At 62.9% G+C, this 23,828-nt stretch carries 21 protein-coding genes; 3 read left to right on the top strand and 18 right to left on the bottom strand.

What is annotated here, in order from left to right; translation table 11 throughout:
- Window positions 1-12: 12 nt before the first annotated feature.
- Together NTD82_RS10000 and NTD82_RS09995 are read right to left on the bottom strand one after the other, a co-directional pair.
- Window positions 13-999: a FecR family protein gene (locus NTD82_RS10000; RefSeq protein ID WP_410017039.1), complete on the bottom strand. Its 987-nt coding sequence runs from the start codon at window positions 997-999 to the stop codon at window positions 13-15.
- Window positions 996-1,484, bottom strand: a complete 489-nt coding sequence (locus NTD82_RS09995; protein WP_095159558.1) for a sigma-70 family RNA polymerase sigma factor — start codon at window positions 1,482-1,484, stop codon at window positions 996-998. The genes NTD82_RS10000 and NTD82_RS09995 overlap by 4 nt, the downstream gene beginning before the upstream one ends.
- A 662-nt stretch (window positions 1,485-2,146) precedes the next feature.
- On the opposite strand from NTD82_RS09995, the gene NTD82_RS09990 reads away from it, so the two are divergent.
- Window positions 2,147-3,310 (top strand): type III PLP-dependent enzyme, encoded by a 1,164-nt coding sequence (locus tag NTD82_RS09990; protein WP_095159557.1) that lies wholly within the window; start codon window positions 2,147-2,149, stop codon window positions 3,308-3,310.
- 48 nt (window positions 3,311-3,358) lie between these two features.
- Here NTD82_RS09990 and NTD82_RS09985 read toward each other — a convergent pair whose 3' ends face one another.
- On the bottom strand, window positions 3,359-4,108 hold the full coding sequence (locus NTD82_RS09985) for a tetratricopeptide repeat protein (protein WP_262128650.1): 750 nt from the start codon (window positions 4,106-4,108) through the stop codon (window positions 3,359-3,361).
- 1 nt (window position 4,109) lies between these two features.
- Entirely contained in the window at window positions 4,110-4,790 is a 681-nt protein-coding gene (locus NTD82_RS09980; protein WP_262128649.1) for a Fe2+-dependent dioxygenase, read from the bottom strand.
- A gap of 209 nt (window positions 4,791-4,999) precedes the next feature.
- Here NTD82_RS09980 and NTD82_RS09975 point away from each other — a divergent pair, with 209 nt between their 5' ends.
- Together NTD82_RS09975 and NTD82_RS09970 are read left to right on the top strand one after the other, a co-directional pair.
- Entirely contained in the window at window positions 5,000-7,309 is a 2,310-nt protein-coding gene (locus NTD82_RS09975) for a TonB-dependent receptor (protein WP_262128648.1), read from the top strand.
- A gap of 105 nt (window positions 7,310-7,414) precedes the next feature.
- Complete coding sequence (locus NTD82_RS09970) at window positions 7,415-9,982, top strand: sulfite reductase flavoprotein subunit alpha (RefSeq protein ID WP_262128647.1); 2,568 nt, start codon at window positions 7,415-7,417, stop codon at window positions 9,980-9,982.
- A gap of 36 nt (window positions 9,983-10,018) precedes the next feature.
- Here the strand turns inward: NTD82_RS09970 and NTD82_RS09965 are convergent, their stop codons facing one another.
- The 14 genes from NTD82_RS09965 to hscA form a co-directional block, all read right to left on the bottom strand.
- Window positions 10,019-10,810 (bottom strand): amidohydrolase, encoded by a 792-nt coding sequence (locus NTD82_RS09965; protein ID WP_262128646.1) that lies wholly within the window; start codon window positions 10,808-10,810, stop codon window positions 10,019-10,021.
- Window positions 10,798-11,946 carry a pyridoxal phosphate-dependent aminotransferase gene (locus NTD82_RS09960; RefSeq protein WP_262128645.1) on the bottom strand — a complete coding sequence of 383 codons (1,149 nt, stop codon included), beginning with the start codon at window positions 11,944-11,946 and terminating at the stop codon, window positions 10,798-10,800. Before NTD82_RS09960 ends, NTD82_RS09965 begins: the two co-directional genes overlap by 13 nt.
- A 173-nt stretch (window positions 11,947-12,119) precedes the next feature.
- The gene (gene der, locus NTD82_RS09955; protein WP_095159550.1) at window positions 12,120-13,586 is read right to left on the bottom strand and encodes a ribosome biogenesis GTPase Der; all 1,467 of its coding nucleotides are present in this window, start codon (window positions 13,584-13,586) and stop codon (window positions 12,120-12,122) included.
- 118 nt (window positions 13,587-13,704) lie between these two features.
- A complete protein-coding gene (bamB, locus tag NTD82_RS09950; protein WP_095159549.1) occupies window positions 13,705-14,856 on the bottom strand; it encodes an outer membrane protein assembly factor BamB in 1,152 nt (383 codons plus the stop codon).
- The gene (locus tag NTD82_RS09945) at window positions 14,849-15,490 is read right to left on the bottom strand and encodes a YfgM family protein (protein WP_095159548.1); all 642 of its coding nucleotides are present in this window, start codon (window positions 15,488-15,490) and stop codon (window positions 14,849-14,851) included. The genes bamB and NTD82_RS09945 overlap by 8 nt, the downstream gene beginning before the upstream one ends.
- A gap of 38 nt (window positions 15,491-15,528) precedes the next feature.
- A complete protein-coding gene (gene hisS, locus NTD82_RS09940; protein ID WP_095159547.1) occupies window positions 15,529-16,818 on the bottom strand; it encodes a histidine--tRNA ligase in 1,290 nt (429 codons plus the stop codon).
- Between the two features lie 28 nt (window positions 16,819-16,846).
- A complete protein-coding gene (gene ispG, locus NTD82_RS09935; RefSeq protein WP_110968051.1) occupies window positions 16,847-17,956 on the bottom strand; it encodes a flavodoxin-dependent (E)-4-hydroxy-3-methylbut-2-enyl-diphosphate synthase in 1,110 nt (369 codons plus the stop codon).
- Window positions 17,957-17,959: 3 nt separating this feature from the next.
- The gene (locus NTD82_RS09930; RefSeq protein ID WP_262128643.1) at window positions 17,960-18,958 is read right to left on the bottom strand and encodes a helix-turn-helix domain-containing protein; all 999 of its coding nucleotides are present in this window, start codon (window positions 18,956-18,958) and stop codon (window positions 17,960-17,962) included.
- Window positions 18,958-19,695 (bottom strand): type IV pilus biogenesis/stability protein PilW, encoded by a 738-nt coding sequence (pilW, locus tag NTD82_RS09925; protein WP_095159544.1) that lies wholly within the window; start codon window positions 19,693-19,695, stop codon window positions 18,958-18,960. The genes NTD82_RS09930 and pilW overlap by 1 nt, the downstream gene beginning before the upstream one ends.
- Before the next feature lie 13 nt (window positions 19,696-19,708).
- Window positions 19,709-20,851, bottom strand: coding sequence for a 23S rRNA (adenine(2503)-C(2))-methyltransferase RlmN (gene rlmN, locus NTD82_RS09920; RefSeq protein ID WP_095159543.1), 1,143 nt, complete (start codon window positions 20,849-20,851; stop codon window positions 19,709-19,711).
- Window positions 20,852-20,879: 28 nt separating this feature from the next.
- Window positions 20,880-21,305 (bottom strand): nucleoside-diphosphate kinase, encoded by a 426-nt coding sequence (ndk, locus tag NTD82_RS09915; protein ID WP_095159542.1) that lies wholly within the window; start codon window positions 21,303-21,305, stop codon window positions 20,880-20,882.
- A gap of 91 nt (window positions 21,306-21,396) precedes the next feature.
- Window positions 21,397-21,597 (bottom strand): Fe-S cluster assembly protein IscX, encoded by a 201-nt coding sequence (iscX, locus tag NTD82_RS09910; protein ID WP_095159541.1) that lies wholly within the window; start codon window positions 21,595-21,597, stop codon window positions 21,397-21,399.
- Window positions 21,598-21,610: 13 nt separating this feature from the next.
- Window positions 21,611-21,952 carry an ISC system 2Fe-2S type ferredoxin gene (gene fdx / locus NTD82_RS09905; protein WP_095159540.1) on the bottom strand — a complete coding sequence of 114 codons (342 nt, stop codon included), beginning with the start codon at window positions 21,950-21,952 and terminating at the stop codon, window positions 21,611-21,613.
- Complete coding sequence (gene hscA / locus NTD82_RS09900; protein WP_110968047.1) at window positions 21,952-23,817, bottom strand: Fe-S protein assembly chaperone HscA; 1,866 nt, start codon at window positions 23,815-23,817, stop codon at window positions 21,952-21,954. The genes fdx and hscA overlap by 1 nt, the downstream gene beginning before the upstream one ends.
- Window positions 23,818-23,828: the final 11 nt, after the last annotated feature.

Raw genomic sequence — 23,828 nt, 5'->3', positions numbered from 1 at the left:
AAATACCTGAATCTATTTTGAAATTATTTCGTGGGAGCCATCGGCATGGGCCACCACGGTGACCGGCAGGATGCTCGGCAAGGCCCGTAGCAGAGCATCGGTGTCGTCAATTCGGAAGGTGCTGCTCAGGCGCAGGGCGGCAACTTTCGGTGCCACTTTCAGGGGCTGCTCGCGATAGCGCGAGACTTCTTCGGCCACCTGCGCCAGCGACGCATCGGTGAACACCAGCTTGCCGGACCGCCAGGCAGTGAGCGCCGCGGCATCCACCTTATAAGGCGCGGCCACCGCGCCGGCGGCATCGATATGCGCGCCGAGCCCGGCGCTGAGCAGCGCCTTCGACTCGCCCTGGCCCTGCACGCGCACCGAGCCCTGCTCTACCGCGACGCGGGTTTGCCCGGGATCGCGGCGCACATCGAAGCGGGTGCCGGTGACAGTCACCGTGCCATTGCCGGTATCGACCACGAAGGGGCGGCTGCTGTCGTGGACGACGCTGAACATCACCTCGCCCTGTTCCAGGCGGATGTCGCGCTGGCCGGCGCTGAAGCGCACGTCCAGGCGGGTGCGACCGTTTATCTCCAGGTGCGAGCCGTCCGGCAGTTCTACCTGGCGGCGCTCACCGAGACCGGTCTGCAAGTGTTCGTGGTAGTTGAGAGTGTGCTGCTGCCAACCGAACCAGCCGAGACCCACCGCCGCCGCCAGCACACTGGCGGCCAGCGCCTGCTGGACGAAACGCCGCCGCGGCAAGGTGCTGACCCGATCTTCGACACACAGCGCTTCGAGGCGCGCACGCGGCAACAGGTCAGCCGCCTGCCAGAGCTGGCCGAGTTGGTCGTATTCGTCGCGGTGAAGGGGATCCTGCGCCAGCCAGGCGTCGAAACAGGCCTGCTGCTCAGGAGGCAGCGGCGCGTCCTGGACGCGGGCGAACCATTCGGCCGCCTGCTCGCGGGCGGCCTCTTGTGGGCTGTGGCCCTGATTCATGAATACATTCGCCTGACTCATCTCTTCGACACATCCAAGTGCTCGCGCAGATGGCGAAGCGTGCGGATCATATACTTTTCGACCATGTTCTTGGTCAATCCCATGCGCTCGGCGATCTCCGCCTGGGTCAGCCCTTCGAGCTTCTGCCAGACGAAGACCTTGCGGCAGTTCAGCGGCAACTCCGCCAGGGCCCGCTCGACGCTGTCGGCCAGTTGCAGCGCATTCATATACGCCTCCGGGTCGTCCGTCAGCGGCGGGGTCAGGTCCAGAGCCTGCTGTTCGAGGGATTGGCGGCGGTCCTCGCGACGGTAACCGTCCACCGCGATATTGCGCGCCGTCTGGTGCAGATAGGCGCGCGGCTGCGCCACTGCATCCTGTTCGCTTTCCAGCACCCGCACAAATGCATCGTGCGCGAGGTCCTCGGCTTGCTGGCGACTGCGCAACTTGCGCGTCCAGGTGCCGATCAGCTCGTGGTAGTGGTCGAGGAAGCCTTTGTGTCGAGACACGATAGGAAGGTCGTCGTCAGGCAGTTGGAAAGGTGCGCGAATAGTAATGTTTCTTATTAAGCCCGGCAAATCCTGTGTAAGGGCTCCCGACCAAGCGTTTTTGGTCGCTGATTCAGGAATTTTTTTTGTCGTAAATACCCACGGTTCAGGTGGCCATAAATATGAACAGTGCGGCGCTGAATAAACACCATCGAAGCGACACGACAAACGGTCGTTTTTTCATTTAAAGGTGATTTCGAAGCGAAACTCGCCGATCGAAACGCCAGATGACGAAGTTACCGAGAAGTCAGCAAATCGCCACCTATTCCACAATTTTTTACGCAAGGACGATCCAGCGGAACATCTGGCTGTCACCTGAGTCGGTTATGAAGGAAACAAGTCGATAACGAGCGGCTGATCAGTACGAAAACGCGACATTTTTTGTTGATCTTGAACCCCTCAAGTCCTAAAGTTCGCGCCGAACGTCCATGCTGGAAACGATCCATCCGGCTCAAGTACTGACGACGAGACAGCAAGGTCACCCGCAGCAGCTTTCAATCGCGCGGATGACCTTTTTGCTTTCGGCGACATGCCTTGGGAAGTAGGCGAACCAAAGTGGGGATACGGAGGGCGTTCAGTTTGCAGCCACTTATTTTTTCAGTTTGCCCATGGAGTCCCCAAGCATGTCGATCCAAGTCGAAGACTACTTCGCGCGCGAAACCTTCCAGAAAATGAAGGCATTCGCCGACAAGCAAGAAACCCCGTTCGTACTCATCGACACCCAGATGATCAGCCAGGCCTACGACGACCTGCGCGCGGGCTTCGAGTTCGCCAAGGTCTACTACGCGGTCAAGGCCAACCCGGCGGTCGAAATCATCGACCTGCTGAAAGAGAAAGGTTCGAGTTTCGACATCGCCTCGATCTACGAACTGGACAAAGTGATGGACCGCGGCGTCAGCGCCGACCGTATCAGCTACGGCAACACCATCAAGAAATCCAAGGACATCCGCTACTTCTACGAGAAGGGCGTGCGTCTGTATGCCACCGACTCCGAAGCCGACCTGCGCAACATCGCCAAGGCCGCGCCGGGCTCGAAAGTCTACGTGCGTATCCTCACCGAAGGCTCCACCACCGCTGACTGGCCGCTGTCGCGCAAATTCGGCTGCCAGACCGACATGGCCATGGACCTGCTGATCCTCGCCCGTGACCTGGGCCTGGTGCCTTACGGCGTGTCGTTCCACGTCGGTTCGCAGCAGCGCGACATCAGCGTCTGGGACGCGGCGATCGCCAAGGTCAAAGTGATCTTCGAGCGCCTGAAAGAAGAAGACGGCATCGAACTGAAACTGATCAACATGGGTGGCGGCTTCCCGGCCAACTACATCACCCGGACCAACAGCCTGGAAACCTACGCCGAGGAAATCATCCGCTTCCTGAAGGAAGACTTCGGCGACGACCTGCCGGAAATCATCCTGGAGCCGGGCCGCTCGCTGATTGCCAACGCCGGCATCCTGGTCAGCGAAGTGGTGCTGGTCGCGCGTAAATCGCGTACCGCCGTCGAGCGTTGGGTTTACACCGACGTGGGCAAATTCTCCGGCCTGATCGAAACCATGGACGAGTCCATCAAGTTCCCGATCTGGACCGAGAAGAAAGGCGAGATGGAAGAAGTGGTCATCGCCGGCCCGACCTGCGACAGCGCCGACATCATGTACGAGCACTACAAGTACGGCCTGCCGCTGAACCTGGCGATCGGTGACCGTCTGTACTGGCTGTCGACCGGTGCCTACACCACCAGCTACAGCGCCGTCGAATTCAACGGCTTCCCGCCGCTGAAAGCGTTCTACCTGTAATGCAAAAAGGGGGCTGAGTGATCAGCCCCCTTTTTTATCTCAAAGCCCTTACACCAGCTCAGCCAAGCGCGCCTTGTAAGCCCCCGCCATCGCCCGAATCTCCGCCTGCGCCGCCTGCTCCAACGCCGGCCCCGCTACCCGCAGGAAATTGGCATTGCCGCCTTCCAGCGCCCGCTGCAACCAGCCCAGCGCTTCATCGAGCAAGCCCTGCCCGGCCAATATCGCCGCATGGCTGAACTGCCCGCGAAAATCCCCGCCCTCGGCCGAGCGCCGATACCACTCCCGCGCCGCCGACAGATCCGCCTGGCAATGCAGGCCCTCCTCCAGATAACGCCCCAACAGGTTCATCGACTTGGCGTGGCCCATGTCCGCCGCCCGGCGATAACAGGCCAGCGCCACGCCATGGTCCAGCGCCACACCGCGCCCGGTCGCAAGCAGGTTGGCCAGGTTGTAAAGCCCCCAGTCCAGCCCGCCATTGGCCGCCTCGCGGTAATGTCGCGCGGCTTGCGCAACGTCAACCTCACCACCCCAGCCGTGTTCCAGGCAGCGCCCGAGCATGTTGTGCGCCATCACACTGCCCTGCTGCGCGGCGATGCCGAACCAGCGCCGGGCCAGGACCGCGTCCTGCTCGATGCCGCGCCCGTCCAGCAGGATCTGCCCGAGCAACGCCTGGGCTTCGACCACGCCCTCTGCCGACGCCATCAACAAGGCCTGGGCCGCCTTGGCCGGGCTCTGTTCGAGCATCTGCCCGAACTCGTCAGTGCCGACCACTTCCTCACGGCGCAACTGGAACGCCATGTCAGACCTCGGCCCAGCGGCGCAGCAGGTTGTGGTAGGTGCCGGTGAGCTGGATCAGCGACGGGTGATCGGGCACGTCGGCGGTGAGCTGCTGGATGGCGTTGTCCATCTCGAACAGCAGGGTCCGCTGGCTGTCCTCGCGAATCATGCTCTGGGTCCAGAAGAACGCCGCGTAACGGGCGCCGCGGGTGACCGGGTTGACCTTGTGCAGGCTGGTGCCGGGATACAAGACCATGTCCCCGGCCGCCAGCTTGACCTGCTGCAGACCGTAAGTGTCCTGGATCTCCAGCTCGCCGCCGTCGTAGTCCTCGGGGTCGCTGAAGAACAGCGTCGAGGACAGGTCGGTGCGCACCCGCTCGATGCTGCCGCGGGGCTGGCGCACCGCGTTATCAATGTGGAAACCGAAATTGCCGCCTTCGCGGTAGCAGTTGACCAGCGGCGGAAACACCTTGTGCGGCAATGCGGCCGACATGAAACGCGGGTTTTTCCACAGGCGCTCGATCATCGCGGCGCCGATTTCCTTGGCCAGTGGATGGGACTCGGGCAACTGCAAATTGTGCTTGGCCTTGGCCGACTGATAGCCAGCGGTGATCTTGCCATCCGCCCAATCGGTGCTCTCCAGCGCCTCGCGAATACGCACGACTTCCTCACGGTTGAACAAGCCGGGAATGTGTAAAAGCATGGCGGTTGGCACCTGAGCGGAAAAAGTTGTCAATGGTATTGATTCTTATCTATCAGCCACAAGCCTCATCCGAGGGGCGGACATTGATCCTTGGCAAAATTTCGTGAAAAAGGTGTAAAGAATGTAAATGCCAACGTTTCTCAATTGTGAGTAGCAATCACTTGCTCTTATATTCCGCCCCCTCGAAACCTTGGGAGGGGGTCCACCTGATGTCGCGTCAATTCGTACCAACCGCTGTCAGCTCACCGCGCTTGCTCGCATCCGCCATTGGTGTAGCCATCACCGCAACGTCCGCCGCACATATGGCGTACGCCGACGAGCCGGCCCCTGCCCGCAAGGAAGGTTCGATCGCCCTGGATGCCACCAGCATCAACGCCGAAGGCAACCAGGCCAGCACCGACTACAAGGTGGAGAAAGCTTCTTCGCCGAAATACACCGCGCCGCTGATCGACACCCCGCGCTCGGTGACGGTGATTCCGCAACAAGTCCTCAAGGACACCAACGCCCTGACCATGCAGGACGCCCTGCGCACCGTTCCGGGGATTACCTTCGGCGCCGGTGAAGGCGGCAACCCGCAAGGCGACCGTCCGTTCATCCGCGGCTTCGACTCGCAGAGCGACACCTACCTCGACGGCGTGCGCGACACCGGCGCGCAGACCCGCGAAATCTTCGCCGTGGAATCCATCGAAGTCAGCAAGGGCCCGAACTCCGCCGTTGGCGGTCGTGGCGCGGCGGGCGGCAGCATCAACCTGGTGAGCAAAAAGGCGCACCTGGGCAATTCCTTCGACGGCGGCTTCACCTGGGGCTCCGACCAGACCCAGCGCTACACCCTCGACGGCAACTACCAGTTCAGCGACACCGTTGCCGGCCGCCTGAACCTGATGAGCCACGAAAGCAACGTCGCCGGCCGCGACAAAGTCGATTTCGACCGCTGGGGCATCGCCCCGTCCCTGGCCTTCGGCCTGGGCACCGACACCCGCGTCAACCTCGACTACTACCACATGGAAAGCAACGACCTGCCGGACTCGGGCGTTCCTTACACCTACAGCGGTGCCAACCGGACGTCGGCCAACCCGGACAAACCCTACGCCGGTGGTGACGACAGCAACTTCTACGGCCTGACCGACCGCGATTTCCGCAAAACCCGCACCGACATCGCGACCATCGCCGTCGAGCACGACCTGACCGAAGCGCTGACCATCAAGAACACCCTGCGCCACGGCAACTCGATGCAGGACTACATCCTGACCCAGCCGGACGACAGCAAGGGCAACGTCAACACCGGCAGCGTCTGGCGTCGTCCCAACAGCCGCGTGGGCAACACCGCCACCACCACCAACCAGACCGACCTGTTCGGCGACTTCTACGTGGCCGGCTTCAAGAACAGCTTCTCCACCGGTATCGAACTGAGCCGCGAAGAAAGCGACCGCACCAGCTACACCGTCAACAGCGACACCACCCCGGCGTCGCCGGGGGCGTCCAGCACCAACTGCACCCCCGCGATGATCGTCTCCAGCGGCTACAACTGCACCTCGCTGAGCAACCCGAACCCGGATGATCCGTGGAACGGTTCGATCACCCGCAACTACGCCGGCACCGACACCGAGAGCAAGACCCGCGCGATCTACGTGTTCGACACCCTTGAGCTGAGCCCGCAATGGCTGCTCAACATGGGCCTGCGCTACGACCACTTCGAGACCGACTACCGCACCTACAGCGCCGCGGGCGCCACCACCGCCAAGGGCAGCGACACCAGCGAATTCTTCACCGGCCAACTGGGCCTGGTGTGGAAGCCGGCCGAGAACGGCAGCGTCTACGTGTCCTACGCCACCTCGGCCACTCCACCGGGTGCGCAACTCGGCGAAGGTATGGAAGGCAACCCACTGCCGGGCTCGACCGACCGTAGCGGCAACCTGCTGACCAGCGACCTGGAACCTGAAGAAACCACCAACTACGAAATCGGCACCAAGTGGGACTTCCTCGACAGCCGCCTGTCGCTGACCGGTGCGATCTTCCGCACCGAGAAAGACAACGCCCGCGTCCAGGTCAACACCACCGCCTACGAAAACGTCGGCACCACCCGCGTCGACGGTATCGAGTTGGGCGCCAGCGGCAAGCTCACCGATAAATGGCAGGTCTTCGCCGGCTACACCTACATGGAAGGTCGCCAGATCGACGGCGGCCCGCTGGGCAAGGCCAACGACGGCAACCAGTTGCCGAACCTGCCGAACAACGCGGCCAGCCTGTGGACCACCTACCAGGTGACCCCGAAGCTGACCATCGGTGGCGGCGCGTTCTACACCGACGACGTCTTCGGCAGCGTGGCCAACACCACCATGGTCGACAGCTACGTGCGCTACGACGCCATGGCCGCCTACAAGCTGACCAAGAACGTCGACCTGCAACTGAACGTGCAGAACCTGACCAACGAGGTCTACTACGACAAGGCGTTCTCCACGCACTTCGCCAACCAGGCCGCCGGGCGTACCGCCCTGCTGAGCACCAGCGTCCACTTCTAAGGTCGCTGATTGGCAAAGCCCCGTTCATTTCGATGAACGGGGCTTTTGTGTATCAAGGCATAATGCGCGAGTAATTCGCATTCCCGGCAAGACAAGGTGGTTGATGTGCTGAAAAAGACGCTGTTCCAACTGCACTGGTTCTTCGGCATCACCGCCGGCCTGGTGCTCGCGCTGATGGGCATCACCGGCGCGACGTATTCGTTCCAGGATGAAATCCTCCGGGTAATCAACCCCCAGGTGCTCAAGGTGAAGGTCCGCGAAGAAGGCGTGCTGGCGCCGGCCGAGCTGGTTCGCCGGGTCGAAGCGACCGAGGGCAAGAAAGTCGCCATGCTCTGGGTCGAAACCCACAGCGATGCCGCCGCCCGGGTGTTCTTCACGCCGCCGCCGGGCGAGCGCCGTGGCCAGTTGCGCTACGTCGATCCCTACACCGGGGAGTTCCAGGGCGACGTGGTCGGCCAGGACTTCTTCAACCTGATGCTCAACCTGCACCGCTTCCTCGCCATCGGCGACACCGGCCGGCAGATCACCGGCGCCTGCACCCTGATGCTGGTGTTTTTCTGTCTGTCCGGGCTGTACCTGCGCTGGCCGCGCAAGGCGCTGAACTGGCGTGCCTGGCTGACGCTGGACTGGGCGAAGAAAGGTCGCGCGTTCAACTGGGACCTGCACGCGGTGGCCGGGACCTGGTGCCTGCTGTTCTATTTACTGTTTGCCCTGACCGGACTGTTCTGGTCCTACGAGTGGTACCGCGAAGGCCTGAACAAACTGCTGGCGGACCCGCCACCGGCCGGCCAGGAACAGAAACGCGGAGAAGGCCGCGGCAACCGCGGCGGTCATGGCGGGCCACAACAGCCTGATGCCAATGCCCCCGCGCTGGTGGTCGACTACGACGCCATCTGGGCCAGCCTGCAAAAAGCCGCCGGCCCAGGCCTTGCCGCGTATAACCTGCGCCTGCCGCCAGTGGGTGGCCAGCCGGCCACGCTGTTCTACCTGCTCGACGATGCCGCCCATGAGCGCGCCTTCAACACCCTGACCATCGACCCGGCCAGCGGCCAGGTTCGGCGCCAGGAGGTGTACACCGACAAATCGTTCAAGGCGCAACTGCTGACCAGCGTCTACGCGCTGCACGTCGGCAGCTACTTCGGCCTGACCGGGCGCATCCTGGCGATGATCGCCAGCCTGACCATGCCGCTGTTCTTCGTCACCGGCTGGCTGTTGTACCTCGACCGCCGACGCAAGAAACGCCAGGTCCGCGCCGCGCGTAGCGGCCTGACCCCGGGCGACGACCAGAAGAACGGCTGGCTGGTGGGCTTCGCCAGCCAGAGCGGCTTCGCCGAACAACTGGCCTGGCAGAGCGCCGGGCAATTGCAGGCTGCCGGCCTGCCGGTGCGGGTGCAGCCGCTGGCGAGCATCAGCGAAGACGACCTGCGCCAGGCTCAGCGTGCGCTGTTCGTGGTCAGCACCTTCGGTGACGGTGAAGCGCCAGACAGCGCCCGCGGTTTCGAACGCAAGGTGCTTGGCCAGCCGTGGTCCCTCGACGGCCTGAACTACGCCCTGCTCGCCCTCGGCGATCGCCAGTACCCGCACTTCTGCGGCTTTGCCCGGCGCCTGAATGCCTGGCTGGACGAGCGTGGTGCCAAGGCCCGCTTCGCCCCGGTGGAAGTCGACAGCGCCGACCCACTGGCGCTGCAACATTGGCAGCAGCAACTCGCGCAGATGAGCGGCAGCAGTACTGTTCCGGTCTGGCAGGCGCCGGAGTTCGCGCCTTGGACCCTGACTCAGCGCACGCTGCTCAATCCCGGCAGCCAGGGCTTGCCGGTATTCCTGCTGGGCCTGAACCCACCGGCACCCGCGCAATGGGACGCTGGCGACCTGGTGGAAATCCTCCCGCGCCTAGCCCCCGCCGCCATCGAGCGCTTCCTGCAAGGGCTCGGCCTGGACGCCAACACGCCGGTGCAGATCGACGGTTTGCAAGAGCCGCTGTCCGTGGCCCTCGCCAGCCGGCAACTGCCGGTGAGCCGCGAGCATCTGGTGGGCTTGCACGCGCAGGCACTGGTGGATGCGCTGATCCCCATCGACGCACGGGAATACTCCATCGCGTCCATTGCGAGCGACGGCGTGCTGGAACTGATCGTGCGCCAGGAGCGCCACGCGGACGGCAGCCTCGGTCTGGGTTCTGGCTGGCTGACCGAGCATATGGCCCTGGGCGACAGCGTCAGCCTGCGCCTGCGCCGCAACAGCGGCTTCCACCTGCCGGGCGCCCCGGCGCCGATGATCCTGATCGGCAACGGCACCGGCCTGGCCGGTTTGCGCAGCCTGCTCAAGGCGCGCATCGCCAGCGGCGAGCAACGCAACTGGCTGCTGTTTGGCGAACGCAACCGGGCGCACGACTTCCATTGCCGTGAAGAACTGCAGGGTTGGGTGGAAAGCGGCGACCTGACGCGACTTGACCTGGCCTTCTCCCGCGATCAGGCGGAGAAAGTCTACGTGCAGGACCTGTTACTGCAGCGCGGTGAAGAGCTGAAGCGCTGGCTGGATGACGGCGCGGCGATCTACATCTGCGGCAGCCTGAATGGCATGGCTGGCGGAGTGGATGCGGCGTTGAACGGGTTGCTGGGTGAGTCGGCGGTGGAAGAGTTGATCGAACTGGGGCGGTATCGCCGGGACGTTTATTGAGGATGATTCTGGGGCCGCTTTGCGGCCCCAGAATTTTCAATGAAGCTCGAAGGTATCGGCATCCAGGTTCGCCGGGAATCGTGTGCGGTACGCCGCCAAATCAGCCGCGCTCAACACCGCCGTAAACACCCCGTCCGCCTCGCCAGCGCTGAGCAGGCTCTCGCCCTGGAAGTCCAGCACCTGGCTGTCGCCGGTATAAGCGAAGCCCTTGCCATCCGTCCCCACCCGATTCACCGCGGCCACATAGCACAGGTTCTCGATCCCCCGCGCCGGCAGCAACCGGTTCCAGTGCAGGCGTCGCGCCGCCGGCCAATTGGCGGTGTACAGCAGCAGGTCCGTGTCCTGAGCATCGCGGCTCCACACCGGGAAGCGCAGGTCGTAACAGATCAGCGGACGCACCCGCCAGCCCTTGAGTTCGAACTGCACCTGACGCTCGCCGGGGGTGTAGTGCTTGTGCTCGCCGGCCATGCGGAACAGATGGCGCTTGTCGTAGTGCAGGATCTCGCCGTCCGGCCGCGCCCAGAGCAAGCGGTTGCGGTGGCTGCCGTCGGCGGCCTGGATGATCACGCTGCCGGTGATCACCGCATCGATACGTGCTGCCTGGGCCTTGAGCCACTTGTAGGTCGAGCCGTTTTCCGGCTCGGCCAGGCGCTCGGATTCCATGGAGAAGCCGGTGGTGAACATTTCCGGCAGGATCACCAGATCAGCGCCACGGGCCTGATCCAGCAAGGTTTCGAAATGGGCGTAGTTTCCCTGGCGGTCCTGCCACAGCAGGCTGGTCTGGATCAGGGCAACGGTCAGGTTGGGCAGGCTGCTCAGATCGCGCATAGTTTTTCCGCTGCCTCGCGCAGCGTCTCCTCGCGTTTGGCAAAACACAGGCGCACGAGGCGCTGCTGCGCAATGGGCTGCTGGTAGAACACCGACACCGGAATGGTCGCCACACCGTGTTCACGGGTCAGCCACAGGGCCATGTCGACATCGTTGAGGTCGGGGCGAATCTGCGAGTAATCCACCAACTGGAAGTAGGTGCCCGCAGCACGTCGGAAGCTGAACCGCGACGGCGTCAGCAGGTCGCAGAACAGGTCACGCTTGGCCTGGTAGAAGGCCGGCAGCTCGTCTACATGCTCCGGGTGCTCGGCCATGAAATCCGCCAGCGCCCACTGCAGCGGGGTCACGCCACAGAAATTGACGTACTGATGGACCTTGCGCAGTTCCGCGCTCAAGGCGGGAGGAGCGACCACATAGCCGGTCTTCCAGCCAGTAACGTGGTAGGTCTTGCCGAACGAGCTGACCACGAACGCGCGCTGATACAGCGCCTCATGGGCCAGCACGCTGGCGTGGGCGACACCGTCGAACACCAGATGCTCGTACACCTCGTCGCTGATCAGGTAGATGTCGCGGTCAGCGATCAACGCCGCCAACTGGTCCAGGTCCGCCCGGGTAATCAGCGCGCCACTGGGGTTGTGCGGCGAGTTGATGATGACCATGCGCGTGCGCGGGCTCAGGGCATCGCTGAATTTCTGCCAGTCGATGGAGAAGTCCGTGGCGTCCAGTTGCACGTGCACGCAGCGACCGCCGGCCAGTTCGACGGCGGGCTCGTAGCTGTCGTAGCTCGGGTCGAAGACGATGACTTCATCACCGGCGCGGATCACCGCATGAATGGCGCAGAAGATCCCTTCCGTGGCACCCGGGACGATCGTGATCTCATTGTCGGCATCGACATTGGCGCCGTAGTACCGCGCAACCTTGGCCGCCACCTGCTGGCGCAGCGCGGGCAGGCCGGTCATCGGCGAATACTGGTTGTGTCCGGCACTGACATGCCGCCCGACGGCGTCGAGCAAGGCCTGCGGGCCATTGAAATCGGGGAAACCCTGGGACAGGTTCAACGCGCCGGTCTGCACGGCGAGCTGGGACATGGTGGTGAAGATGGTCGTGCCGACATTCGGCAGCTTGCTGCTGATCATGGAGCCCTCTTTCCTGCGGACCCGCCCCCGGGAGGCGCGGACAGGCCCCGAGCATAGCGGATTGGATGGTCAGGAAAAAGGTTGAAACAAACTCCCGGCGCGAGGCGCTGATCCGGGTCAAAAACGCGTGCGGCGCGCCGCGGGCGAATAGCCCTCGGTGCGCCGCAACGGTTTTACTTGCGCTTGTCCTTGCGCTTCTTCTCGGCTTTCTTGTGGTGCGTCATCAGCCGGCGCTTCTTGTTGACCTGGCGGTCGGTGAGGGTGTTCTTGTTGCCCTCATAAGGGTTGTCGCTGCCCTTGTACTCGATGCGAATCGGCGTACCGACCAGCTTCAGCACGCGGCGATAGGTGTTTTCCAGGTAACGCGAGTACGAACGCGGGACCTTCTCCACCTGGTTGCCGTGGATCACGATGATCGGCGGGTTGGCGCCACCCAGGTGGGCATAACGCAGCTTGATCCGGCGGCTGTTGACCATCGGCGGCTGGTGCTCGCTGACCGCGTCTTCGAGGATCTGGGTCAGGCGGCTGGTCGGCCAGCGGGTGACCGCCGACTTGAACGAGTTCTGCACCGACTGGTACAGGTTGCCGACGCCAGTGCCATGCAGTGCCGAGATGAAGTGAATGTCGGCGAAGTCGACGAAGAACAGCCGGCGCTCCAGCTCGGTCTTCACGTAGTCGCGCTCGCCCGGCTGCATGCCATCCCACTTGTTCAGGGCGATGACGATGGCGCGGCCGGCTTCCAGGGCGAAGCCCAGCAGGTTCAGGTCATGGTCCACCACGCCTTCGCGGGCATCCATGACGAAGATCACCACGTTGGCGTCCTTGATCGCCTGCAGGGTCTTCACCACCGAGAACTTTTCAACTTCCTCGTGGATCTTGCCGCGCTTGCGCACACCGGCCGTGTCGATCAGGGTGTACTTCTCTTCGTTGCGCTCGAAGGGAATGTAGATACTGTCGCGGGTCGTGCCCGGCTCGTCGTAGACCACCACGCGCTCTTCGCCGAGCATGCGGTTGACCAGGGTCGACTTGCCGACGTTGGGACGACCGATGATGGCGATCTTGATGCCATCTTTCTCGCTCGGGCCGGGAATCCGTACGGCTTCCTGGCCTTCGGCGACGTCTTCAGCCAGTGCGTCTTCTTCTTCCTCGCGCGGCGTATCGCCCAGCACGAGTTCCATCAACGTATTGATGCCACGGCCCTGGGAGCCGGCGACCGGAATCGCGTTGCCCATGCCCATCGGCGCGAACTCGGCGACGGCGGTGTCAGGATCGATGTGGTCGATCTTGTTGGCCACCAGGTACGAGCGCTTGTTCCGCTTGCGCAGGTGCTCGGCGATCATCTGGTCGGCGGCGGTCATGCCGGCGCGGGCGTCGACCAGGAACAGCACGTGATCGGCTTCTTCGATGGCCATCAGCGATTGCTCGGCCATCTTTTCGTCCATGCCTGCTTCGTCGCCGGTGATACCACCGGTGTCGATCAGGATGTAGCTGCGTCCCTGCCAGCGCGCTTCGCCGTACTGGCGGTCGCGGGTCAGACCCGAGAGGTCGCCGACGATGGCGTCGCGGGTCTTGGTCAGGCGGTTGAACATGGTGGATTTGCCGACGTTCGGCCGACCTACCAGGGCGATTACGGGAACCATGCGGCTCTCCATTTGCGTAAATTCAAAAAATACAAAGGCCGCTGCGAGGCAGCGGCCGGAGTTTCGGGCAACGTCTCGCGACGTCGCGGCCCGGGGCACTCAGGCCCCAAGCATAGACTCAGCGTATGCTCAGCGCCTCAAGGGTGCCGCTGTTGCCATACACATAAATCGTGTCGCCCACCACCAGCGGACGGGCGCGCAGGCCGTCGCTGTCGATGCGCTCACGGCCGACGAAACGGCCGTCCACCTGGCTCAGCAGGTGCAGGTAACCTTCCAGGTCACCGACTGCCACGTAGCTGGAGAACACTTCCGGCGCCGACAGCTGGCGACGAGCCAGTTGGTCGTTGCTCCACAAGGCCGACGAAGAACGCTCGTCGATACCTTCGACAGTGCCCGACGCTTCGCTCACGTAAACGTTGCCGAAGCCCTGAGCCACACCGGTGTAGCTGGAAGCATCACGCTGCCAGAGCACACGGCCGGACTCCAGGTCCAGGCCCGCGACGCGGCCCTGATAGCTGGCGACGTACAGGGTGCCACCCGACAGCAGCAGGCCGCCGTCGATGTCCACCACGCGCTCCAGTTCCGAACGACCTTGCGGAACGGCGACCCGTTGTTCCCACACCGGCACGCCGTTGCGGGTATCCAGGGCAACAACCTTGCCACTGGACAGGCCGGCGACTGCCAGGCTGTTGGTAACGATCGGAGCACCGGTACCGCGCAGGGTCAGCACCGCTGGAGTACTTTCGTAGATCCAGCGACGATCACCCGTGTTGGCATCAAGGCCGATCACGCGGTCGTCCTGAGTCTGGACGACAACGATGTCACCGTTGTTCGCAGGCGGAGCCAGCACTTCGCTGGTCACCCGGGAACGCCACTTCTCTTCGCCGGTGCTGGAGTCCAGGGCAATCACTTCACCCTTGAGGGTACCGAGCGTGACCAGGCCATAACCAACGCCGACAGCGCCGGAGACCGGCAGGTCGAGGTCTTTCTTCCAGACCACGTCGCCGTTCAGACGGTCCAGGGCCATCACCACACCGGTGACGTCCGAGGCGTAGATGCGGTCGTTCTCGATCGCCGGCACCAGCATGTTGAAGCTGTCGCCCTGGCCATCGCCGATCGAACGGCTCCACTGCTTCTTGAGTACCACCTCTTCGGTGAACTTGGTCAGTTCGGCCGGAGGCAATTCCTTCTTGCTGTTGCTGCTGCAACCCGCGGCCAGAATGGCCAGGCTCAGCACTGCTGCATGTTTCCAACCAATCACGTCAGGCATCCCCTTTGGCCAGGTCGTCGAGCTTGAGTTGCAGACCACCTACCGCATCGTCGTCAGACAGTGCGGCCTTGGCCTTTTCGTATGCAGCATGTGCGTCATCGCTACGGCCCAGTTGCACCAGCAGGTCGCCCTTGAGCTCTTCGCGGGTGGCAACGAACGCCTTGTCGGTGTCGCCGTCGAGCAGTTTCAGTGCCTCATCGGCCTTGTTCTGTGCAGCCAGCACGCGGGCCAGACGCTGACGGGCGATTTCACCCAGGGTCGCGTCGGCAGGCTTGTCGGTAACGCTTTTCAGCTCGGCGGCGGCGTCGTCCAGCTTGCCGCTTTCCACCGCAACCTTGGCGACGAACAGGCTGGCGTACTGGGCGTAGGCCGAACCCGGGAACTCGTTTTTGAGTTTCCCGGAAAGCTCCGCGACCTTGGCCTTGTCCGGCTCACCGGTCGGCGTCAGCGTGGTTTCCAGCAGGGCCTGATAGAGGTTCGAGGCGCCTTGCGACTGGTTGTTCTGGTACTTGTGCCAGGCTTGCCAGCCGAACACCACAACCAGTGCGAGCAGACCGCCAGTTACCAGTGGCTTGCCGTTGCGCTCCCACCAGTCCTTGAATGCGGCCAGTTGTTCATCATCGGTACTCGACACCCCAATACTCCTTTTCACCAAATCCGCTGATGGGCGCTTCACGCCTGCGCGAGGGAAGCTTCCAGGTGCTCAGCCAGAGCATCCCAGGCAATGTTTTGTTGTTCGCCCTGACCACGCAGGGGTTTGAAACCTACCACTTGTTGGGCCAGTTCGTCGTCCCCGAGGATCAGCGCATACAGCGCCGCGCTCTTGTCGGCCTTCTTGAACTGGCTCTTGAAGCTGCCGCCACCAGCGTTGACCTGCAGGCGCAGGTTCGGCAGACGGTCACGCAGACGCTCGCTCAGTTGCAGGCCAGCCAGTTCGGCTTGCTCGCCGAAGGCGCAGAGGTAGACGTCGACCTGACGGGAAATCGACTCAGGCACCAGCTCCAGGGTTTCCAGCAGCAGGATCAGACGCTCGATGCCCATGGCGAAACCGACGCCCGGGGTCGGCTTGCCGCCCATTTGCTCGACCAGACCGTCGTAACGGCCGCCGGCACAGACGGTGCCCTGGGAACCGAGCTTGTCGGTGACCCACTCGAACACGGTCTTGCTGTAGTAGTCGAGACCACGCACCAGCTTGGTGTTGATCACATAAGGAATGCCGGCGGCATCCAGGCGCGACTTCAGGCCTTCGAAGTGAATCCGCGACTCTTCGTCCAGATACTCTTCCAGCTTCGGTGCGCCGACCAGGGCCGCCTGGGTATTGGCGTCCTTGCTGTCGAGAATGCGCAGCGGGTTGGTCTTCAGGCGGCGCTGGCTGTCTTCGTCCAGTTGCTCGAGGCGGGCGGACAGGAATTCCACCAGCGCATCACGGTAGCGGGCACGCGCTTCGCTGGTGCCCAGGCTGTTGAGCTCCAGTTTCACCGCATCGCGCAGACCCAGCAGGCCCCACAGGCGCCAGGTCAGGACAATAAGCTCGGCGTCGATGTCCGGGCCGTCGAGGTTGAAGACCTCGATACCGATCTGGTTGAACTGGCGATAACGGCCTTTCTGCGGACGCTCGTGACGGAACATCTGGCCGATGTACCAGAGCTTCTGCACCTGGCCGCCGCCGCTGATGCCGTGCTCCAGCACCGCACGCACGCAGGACGCGGTGCCTTCGGGGCGCAGGGTCAGGGAGTCACCGTTGCGGTCGTTGAAGGTGTACATCTCTTTTTCGACGATGTCGGTCACTTCACCGATGGAGCGCTTGAACAGCTCGGTGAACTCGACGATCGGCATGCGGATCTGGCGATAGCCGTAGGTATCCAGCAGACCTGCAACGGTGCTCTCGAAGTAGCGCCACAGCGGCGTCTGCTCGGGCAGGATGTCGTTCATGCCACGGATGGCTTGCAGCGATTTGCTCACGGAAAATCCTTAACGAAATCTGTAGCGGTCAACCGCGGGCAATCACTGCCGCGTCGGCCTCGGCCTTCTCGGCCGCTTTCTGGCGAATGAGCTTTTCAAGCTCCTCGACCAGGTTGTCATTGGTCAGCTTCTGCGCCGGCTTACCGTCGATGTAGATCAGGTTCGGCGTGCCACCGGTCAGCCCGACATGGGCTTCCTTGGCTTCGCCGGGTCCGTTGACCACACAACCGATCACCGCGACGTCCATCGGCACCAGCAGGTCTTCCAGACGGCCTTCAAGCTCGTTCATGGTCTTGACCACATCGAAGTTCTGCCGCGAGCAACTCGGGCAGGCGATGAAGTTGATGCCACGGGAACGCAGGTGCAGCGATTTGAGGATGTCGTAGCCGACTTTCACTTCTTCGACCGGGTCGGCCGCAAGCGAAATGCGAATAGTATCGCCAATCCCGTCGGCGAGCAGCATACCGAGGCCGACCGCCGATTTCACCGTGCCCGAACGCAGGCCACCGGCTTCGGTGATGCCCAGGTGCAGTGGCTGGACGATCTGCTTGGCCAGCAGACGGTAGGCTTCAACGGCCATGAACACGTCGGAAGCCTTCACGCTGACCTTGAAGTCCTGAAAATTCAGGCGATCGAGGTGCTCGACATGGCGCAACGCCGACTCGACCAGCGCGGCCGGGGTCGGTTCGCCGTACTTCTTCTGCAGGTCCTTTTCCAGGGAACCTGCGTTGACGCCGATGCGGATCGGGATGCCCCGGTCGCGAGCGGCATCGACCACGGCACGCACACGGTCTTCGCGACCGATGTTGCCCGGGTTGATGCGCAGGCAGTCAACGCCCAGCTCGGCGACGCGCAGGGCAATGCGGTAATCGAAATGGATATCGGCGACCAGCGGCACGCTGACCAGTTGCTTGATGCGACCGAAGGCTTCGGCAGCATCCATGTCCGGGACGGAAACCCGGACGATGTCGACGCCGGCGTCTACCAGACGGTTGATCTGCGCCACGGTGGCAGCAACGTCGTTGGTGTCGGTGTTGGTCATGCTCTGGACAGCGATGGGAGCATCGCCGCCAACAGGCACGTTACCGACCCAGATCTTTCTGGATTCGCGACGTTTGATAGGAGATTCGCCGTGCATGACTTATTGCCCCAACTTCAGGCGAGCGGTTTCGCCACTGGTGAACGGAGCGACATCGACAGCCTGACCGTTGTAGGTGATCTGCGCGCCGCGGGCAAAGCCCAGGCGTACCGAGAAAGGTGGTTTGCCGGTCAATTCCAGGGTATCGCCCTTGCGCTTGACCGCGCTGAACAGCACCTTGCCGTTACCGTCGGTCACCGAGGTCCAGCAATCGGCAACGAACAGCATGTGCACTTGGCCACTGCCCGCGGAGACCGCGGCGGGCGCTGGCGTCGCGGCCGCGACAGCCGGGGCGCTGGCCACTGGTGCTGCGGGCACTGCCGGTGCAGGTGCAGCGGCAGCCGGAGCAGCCGGAGTCACTGGCGCAGCAGGATGTGTTGCCGCAGCAGCGGGAGCCTGGACCGGGGCCGGCGCTTCGGCGGTAGCCGCAGGGGCCTGCTCGGTGGCGGGCGGGGTGGCTTCCGGTTCCTGGCCAGCGGTCACGGCCTGATCTTCAGGTTCGTCCAGTTGATGAATCTGCGTGGTGCCGTCGGCGCTTTCGACTTCGACATGTTCCAGGGCAATGTTTGCCTGGTCCTTGCCGCGCAGGCTGCTCTGGTCTTGCCACCAGACGAAGCCGCCACCGACCACCAGGACCAGCAGCAGCAGGCTGACGATGCGCATGATGTTGTGCGAAAGACGAACCGGCTCTTCGATACGACCCAGCGCGTGTACGTCACTGCCCTGGGCATGCGTACCGGTGTAATGGTCGAAGGCCTGGACCAGTGCGGCCTGGTCCATCTCGAACAGCTTGGCGTAGGCGCGGATATAGCCGCGGGCGAAGGTGTGCCCCGGCAGCTTGTCGAACGCGCCGGATTCGAGGTTGTTCAGGGAACTCACGGTCAGGTTGAGCTTGCGGGCCACGTCGGCCTGCGACCAGTCCCGGCTCTCACGAGCCTGACGCAGAATCTCACCGGGATTTTCGCGAGTCGCTGGTGCTACTTCGGGATGCGCCGCTTTCATCATTGCTCCGACAGGTATTGCTGATATTCCGGCGTACCGGGATAAAGTCGTTGTAATTGCAGGCCCAGTTCGGCGGCCGCGGTCCGTTCTTCGAAGACGGTCGCCAGGCGGTTGCCCAGCAACAGGCTGCGTGCACTCGGTTCACTCAAGCGGCTGTGCCGGTCGTAGAACGCGCGAGCTGGCACATAATGCCTGTCTTCGTAAGACATCTCAGCCATTTCCAGCAAGGCCCGAGGCTGCTGCTGGTTAAGACGCAAAGCTTTTTCCAGGTATTCCCGCGCCTGGTCGCGCTGACCCAGCCTGATGGCCGTCAATCCGAGGTTCTCGAACACCCGGGACCGCTCAGGATACAGGGTATCGGCCGACGCTTGGCGAAACATCTGCTGCGCCTCGGCATATTGCCCCTGGCTGTAGAGAAAACCACCGTAGTTGTTGCGAATGCGTGGGTCATGGGGCTGGGCAGACAAGGCCTTCTGGAAGTGCATCCGGGCCAGTGCCGGCTCGTCCTCGCGCTGGAAAACCAGTGCCAGCGCCGCGTTGACCTCGGCATCATCGGCGCCGAGCGCCAGGGCCTTCTTCAAGGGAATCTTCGCCCTTTCGCTCTGGCCTTGTTGCAGATACCCCAGACCCAATTGCACATAAGCCTTGCGGGACTCGTCGCGCGCCTTGCCACCGGGCGTGGCGCAGCCGTAAAGCAGCGTCAGCAGGAGAAGCGGCAGCGCGACGCGCAAGGTCATGGCGGTCCTCGTCTCAGTTGCCCGCCGCGCCGCTGGAATCGGCGTCGGCGTTCAATTGCCGCACAGCGATATAGCGCTCACTGCGACGGGTACGGTCCATGACCTGGCCGACCAGTTGCCCGCACGCGGCATCGATGTCTTCACCACGCGTGGTGCGCACGGTCACGTTGTAACCGGCGTGGTGCAGGCAGTCCTGGAAACGGCGGATCGCGTTGTTGCTCGGACGCTCGTAGCCGGAGTGCGGGAACGGGTTGAACGGGATCAGATTGATCTTGCACGGCACGTTCTTCAGCAGCTCGGCCATTTCCTGGGCGTGTTCGAGCTTGTCGTTGACGTCCTTGAGCAGGGTGTACTCGATGGTCAGTACGCGCTTCTCGCCCAGTTCGGACATGTAGCGCATGCAAGACTCGAGCAGAACCTTGAGCGGGTACTTCTTGTTGATCGGCACCAGTTCGTTGCGCAGCGCGTCGTTCGGCGCGTGCAGCGACAGGGCCAGGGAGACGTCGATGTGCTTGGCCAGCTCATCGATCATCGGCACCACGCCGGAGGTGGACAGGGTCACCCGGCGCTTGGAAATGCCATAGCCGAGGTCGTCCATCATCAGGTGCATGGCGGCGACCACGTTGTCGAAGTTCAGCAGTGGCTCACCCATGCCCATCATCACCACGTTGGTGATGGCGCGGTCGATGGTGGCCGGCACGCTGCCGAACGACTTGTTGGCAATCCACACCTGGCCGATGACTTCGGCGGCGGTGAGGTTGCTGTTGAATCCTTGCTTGCCGGTGGAGCAGAAACTGCAGTCCAGAGCACAACCGGCCTGGGACGATACGCACAACGTACCGCGCTTGCCCTGGGGGATGTAGACGGTTTCGACGCAACTGCCAGAGGCCACGCGCACCACCCATTTACGGGTGCCGTCGCTGGAGATGTCCTCGCTGACCACTTCCGGGCCGCGAATCTCGGCGCACGATTTGAGCTTTTCGCGCAGCGCCTTGCCGACGTTGGTCATGGCGTCGAAATCATCGACGCCAAAGTGGTGAATCCATTTCATTACCTGACCGGCACGGAAGCGCTTCTCCCCTATCGAGTCGAAGAATTTTTCCATTTCCGGCTGGGTAAGTCCCAACAGGTTAGTTTTGCCAGTCGATGTAGTCATGGATTCACCCTCACTCGAAAGCCGTGGCTTAGCGAGTGGTTACCTCGGTAGCTGCGAAGAAGTAAGCGATTTCGCGAGCGGCAGCGGCTTCGGAGTCCGAACCGTGAACGGCGTTGGCGTCGATGGACTCGGCGAAGTCAGCACGGATGGTGCCGGCAGCAGCTTCTTTAGGGTTGGTAGCGCCCATCAGCTCACGGTTGCGAGCGATGGCGTTTTCGCCTTCCAGAACCTGAACGACAACTGGACCGGAGGTCATGAAGGCAACCAGGTCACCGAAGAAACCGCGCTCTGCGTGCTCGGCGTAGAAGCCTTCGGCTTCGGCCTTGGACAGTTGCTTGATTTTCGAAGCAACGATTTTCAGGCCGGCGTCTTCGAAACGGGTGGTGATTTTGCCGATGACGTTCTTGGCAACGGCGTCAGGCTTGATGATGGAGAAAGTACGTTGAACAGCCATGGTGTAACTCCAGAAACAGTAAGTGATGCGAAAAATTAAACCCGCGAATTATACGCGGGTTCCGGGGGATTGCCTAACCTGCCGAGTGCGCTCAGTCGGCTTCTTCGATCCAGGCGCCCTGAATGGCTTCCAGGACCTTCTCGCCGCCGCGGGCCGGATCGTCGCTGAAGTCTGGCAATGCCAGCACCCAGCGATGCAGATCGACGAAATTCACGTAGCGAGGATCGACTTCCGGCTTGCTTTCGGCAAGCTGGATAGCAATTTCAAGTACATCAACCCATTTCAGGCTCATGTCGGCTCCAGGATCAATGCGGCGCTTCGGCGGCGTGGTTGAGCGAGTACTTCGGAATCTCGATGGTCAGGTCTTCTTCACCAACGACCACCTGGCACGCCAGACGAGACTGCGCTTCCAGGCCCCAGGCCTTGTCCAGCATGTCTTCTTCCAGCTCGTCCGCTTCCTCGACCGAGTCGAAACCCTGGCGGACGATGCAGTGACACGTGGTGCAAGCACACACGCCGCCACAGGCGCTTTCGATCTCGATGTGATGGTCATGGGCCAGTTCGAGAATGGAAGTCCCCGGTGCTGCCTCGACGGTCAAGCCGTCCGGACAGAACTTCTCGTGGGGCAGAAATGTAACCTGCGGCATCAGTTGTCCTCGATCTCATTCAGGTTGCGCCCGGCCAGTGCGGCTTTGACCGTCGAATCAAGGCGTCGGGCAGCAAAGGCATCGGTCACCTGCGACAGACGCTTGGTCTGCTGCTCGATGGCCGAGCCATCGGTGCCGCTCATCAAATCACGCAAATCTTGCATCTGTTGCTCGATCGCCAGGCGCTCTTCGGCGTCCAGCAGACGCTCGCCGTCGGCATCCAGCGCGCCCTGCACTGCTTCAAGCAGGCGCTCGGCGTCGACCTGGTGTTCGCGCAACTGGCGCGCCGCCTTGTCATTGCCGGCGTGCTCGAAGGAGTCCTTGAGCATGCGGGCGATTTCGCCGTCGGTCAGGCCGTAGGACGGCTTGACCTGAATGCTCGATTCGACGCCCGAACCCAGCTCCCGCGCGGAAACGCTGAGCAGGCCGTCAGCATCGACCTGGAAGGTCACGCGGATCTTCGCGGCACCGGCCACCATGGCGGGAATGCCACGCAGCTCGAAACGGGCGAGGGAACGGCAATCGCTGATCAACTCGCGCTCACCCTGGAGCACGTGGATCATCATGGCCGTCTGGCCATCCTTGTAGGTGGTGAACTCCTGGGCTCGGGCGACCGGAATGGTAGTGTTGCGCGGAATCACCTTCTCCATCAGCCCGCCCATCGTCTCCAGCCCCAGGGACAGCGGAATCACGTCAAGCAGCAGCAATTCGCCACCTTCGCGGCGGTTGCCGGCCAGGGTATCGGCCTGGATCGCAGCACCAATGGCCACCACCTGATCCGGGTCGATATCGGTCAACGGCTGACGCCCGAACAACTCGCCCACGGCACTGCGCACGCGAGGAACACGGGTCGAGCCGCCGACCATGACCACCGCCTCGACTTCTTCCAGCTCGATACCGCTGTCACGCACGGCGCGACGGCAGGCTTTCAGGCTGCGGGCGATCATCGGTTCGATCAGCGCGTCGAAGGCGTCACGGGTCAGCTCGGCTTGCCAGCCGTCGTAGCGCACGGCCACGGAATCGGCGTCGGTCAGGGCTTCCTTGGCGGCGCAGGCGGTTTCCAGCAGGCGACGCTGCGCACCGGGATCGAGGTCGGAAGACAAGCCGGCGGACTGTACGATCCAACTGGCAATGGCGTGGTCGAAATCATCGCCGCCCAGGGCGGTATCGCCACCGGTGGCCAGCACTTCGAAGACACCGCCGGTCAGGCGCAGGATGGAAATATCGAAGGTACCGCCGCCCAGGTCGTAGATAGCCACGACGCCTTCGGCGTTCTGGTCCAGGCCGTAGGCGACAGCCGCCGCGGTCGGCTCGTTGAGCAGGCGCAGCACGTTGAGGCCGGCCAGACGCGCGGCGTCCTTGGTGGCCTGGCGCTGAGCATCGTCGAAATAGGCCGGCACGGTGATCACCGCGCCAACCAGCTCGCCACCGAGGGTTTCTTCAGCGCGCTGGCGCAGCACCTTGAGGATATCGGCGGAAACTTCCACCGGACTCTTCGGCCCCTGGATCGTCTCGATGAACGGCATGTGCGACTCGCCGCCGACGAAGCGGTAAGGCAGTTGCTCCCCCAGTTGCTTGACGTCCGCGAGGCCACGCCCCATCAGGCGCTTGACCGAGAGGATGGTGTTCAGCGGATCGGCAGAGGCCGACTCGCGCGCAACGTGACCGACATCGACGTGGTCAGCGTGGTAGCGCACCGCGGACGGCAGGATGACCCGGCCTTCGGCATCGGGCAACGGAGCGGAAAGACCACTGCGCAGGGCAGCGACCAGCGAATTGGTAGTACCCAGGTCGATACCCACGGCCAGTCGGCGCTGGTGGGGTTGAGGAGTCTGACCGGGTTCGGCGATCTGCAGTAGGGCCATGCTTATCTGAA

It is taken from the genome of Pseudomonas sp. 5P_5.1_Bac1, from assembly GCF_025466015.1.
GTDB lineage: Bacteria > Pseudomonadota > Gammaproteobacteria > Pseudomonadales > Pseudomonadaceae > Aquipseudomonas.
Note: the sequence above shows the minus strand (reverse complement) of the source record. Positions and strands in the feature narration are given on the sequence as shown.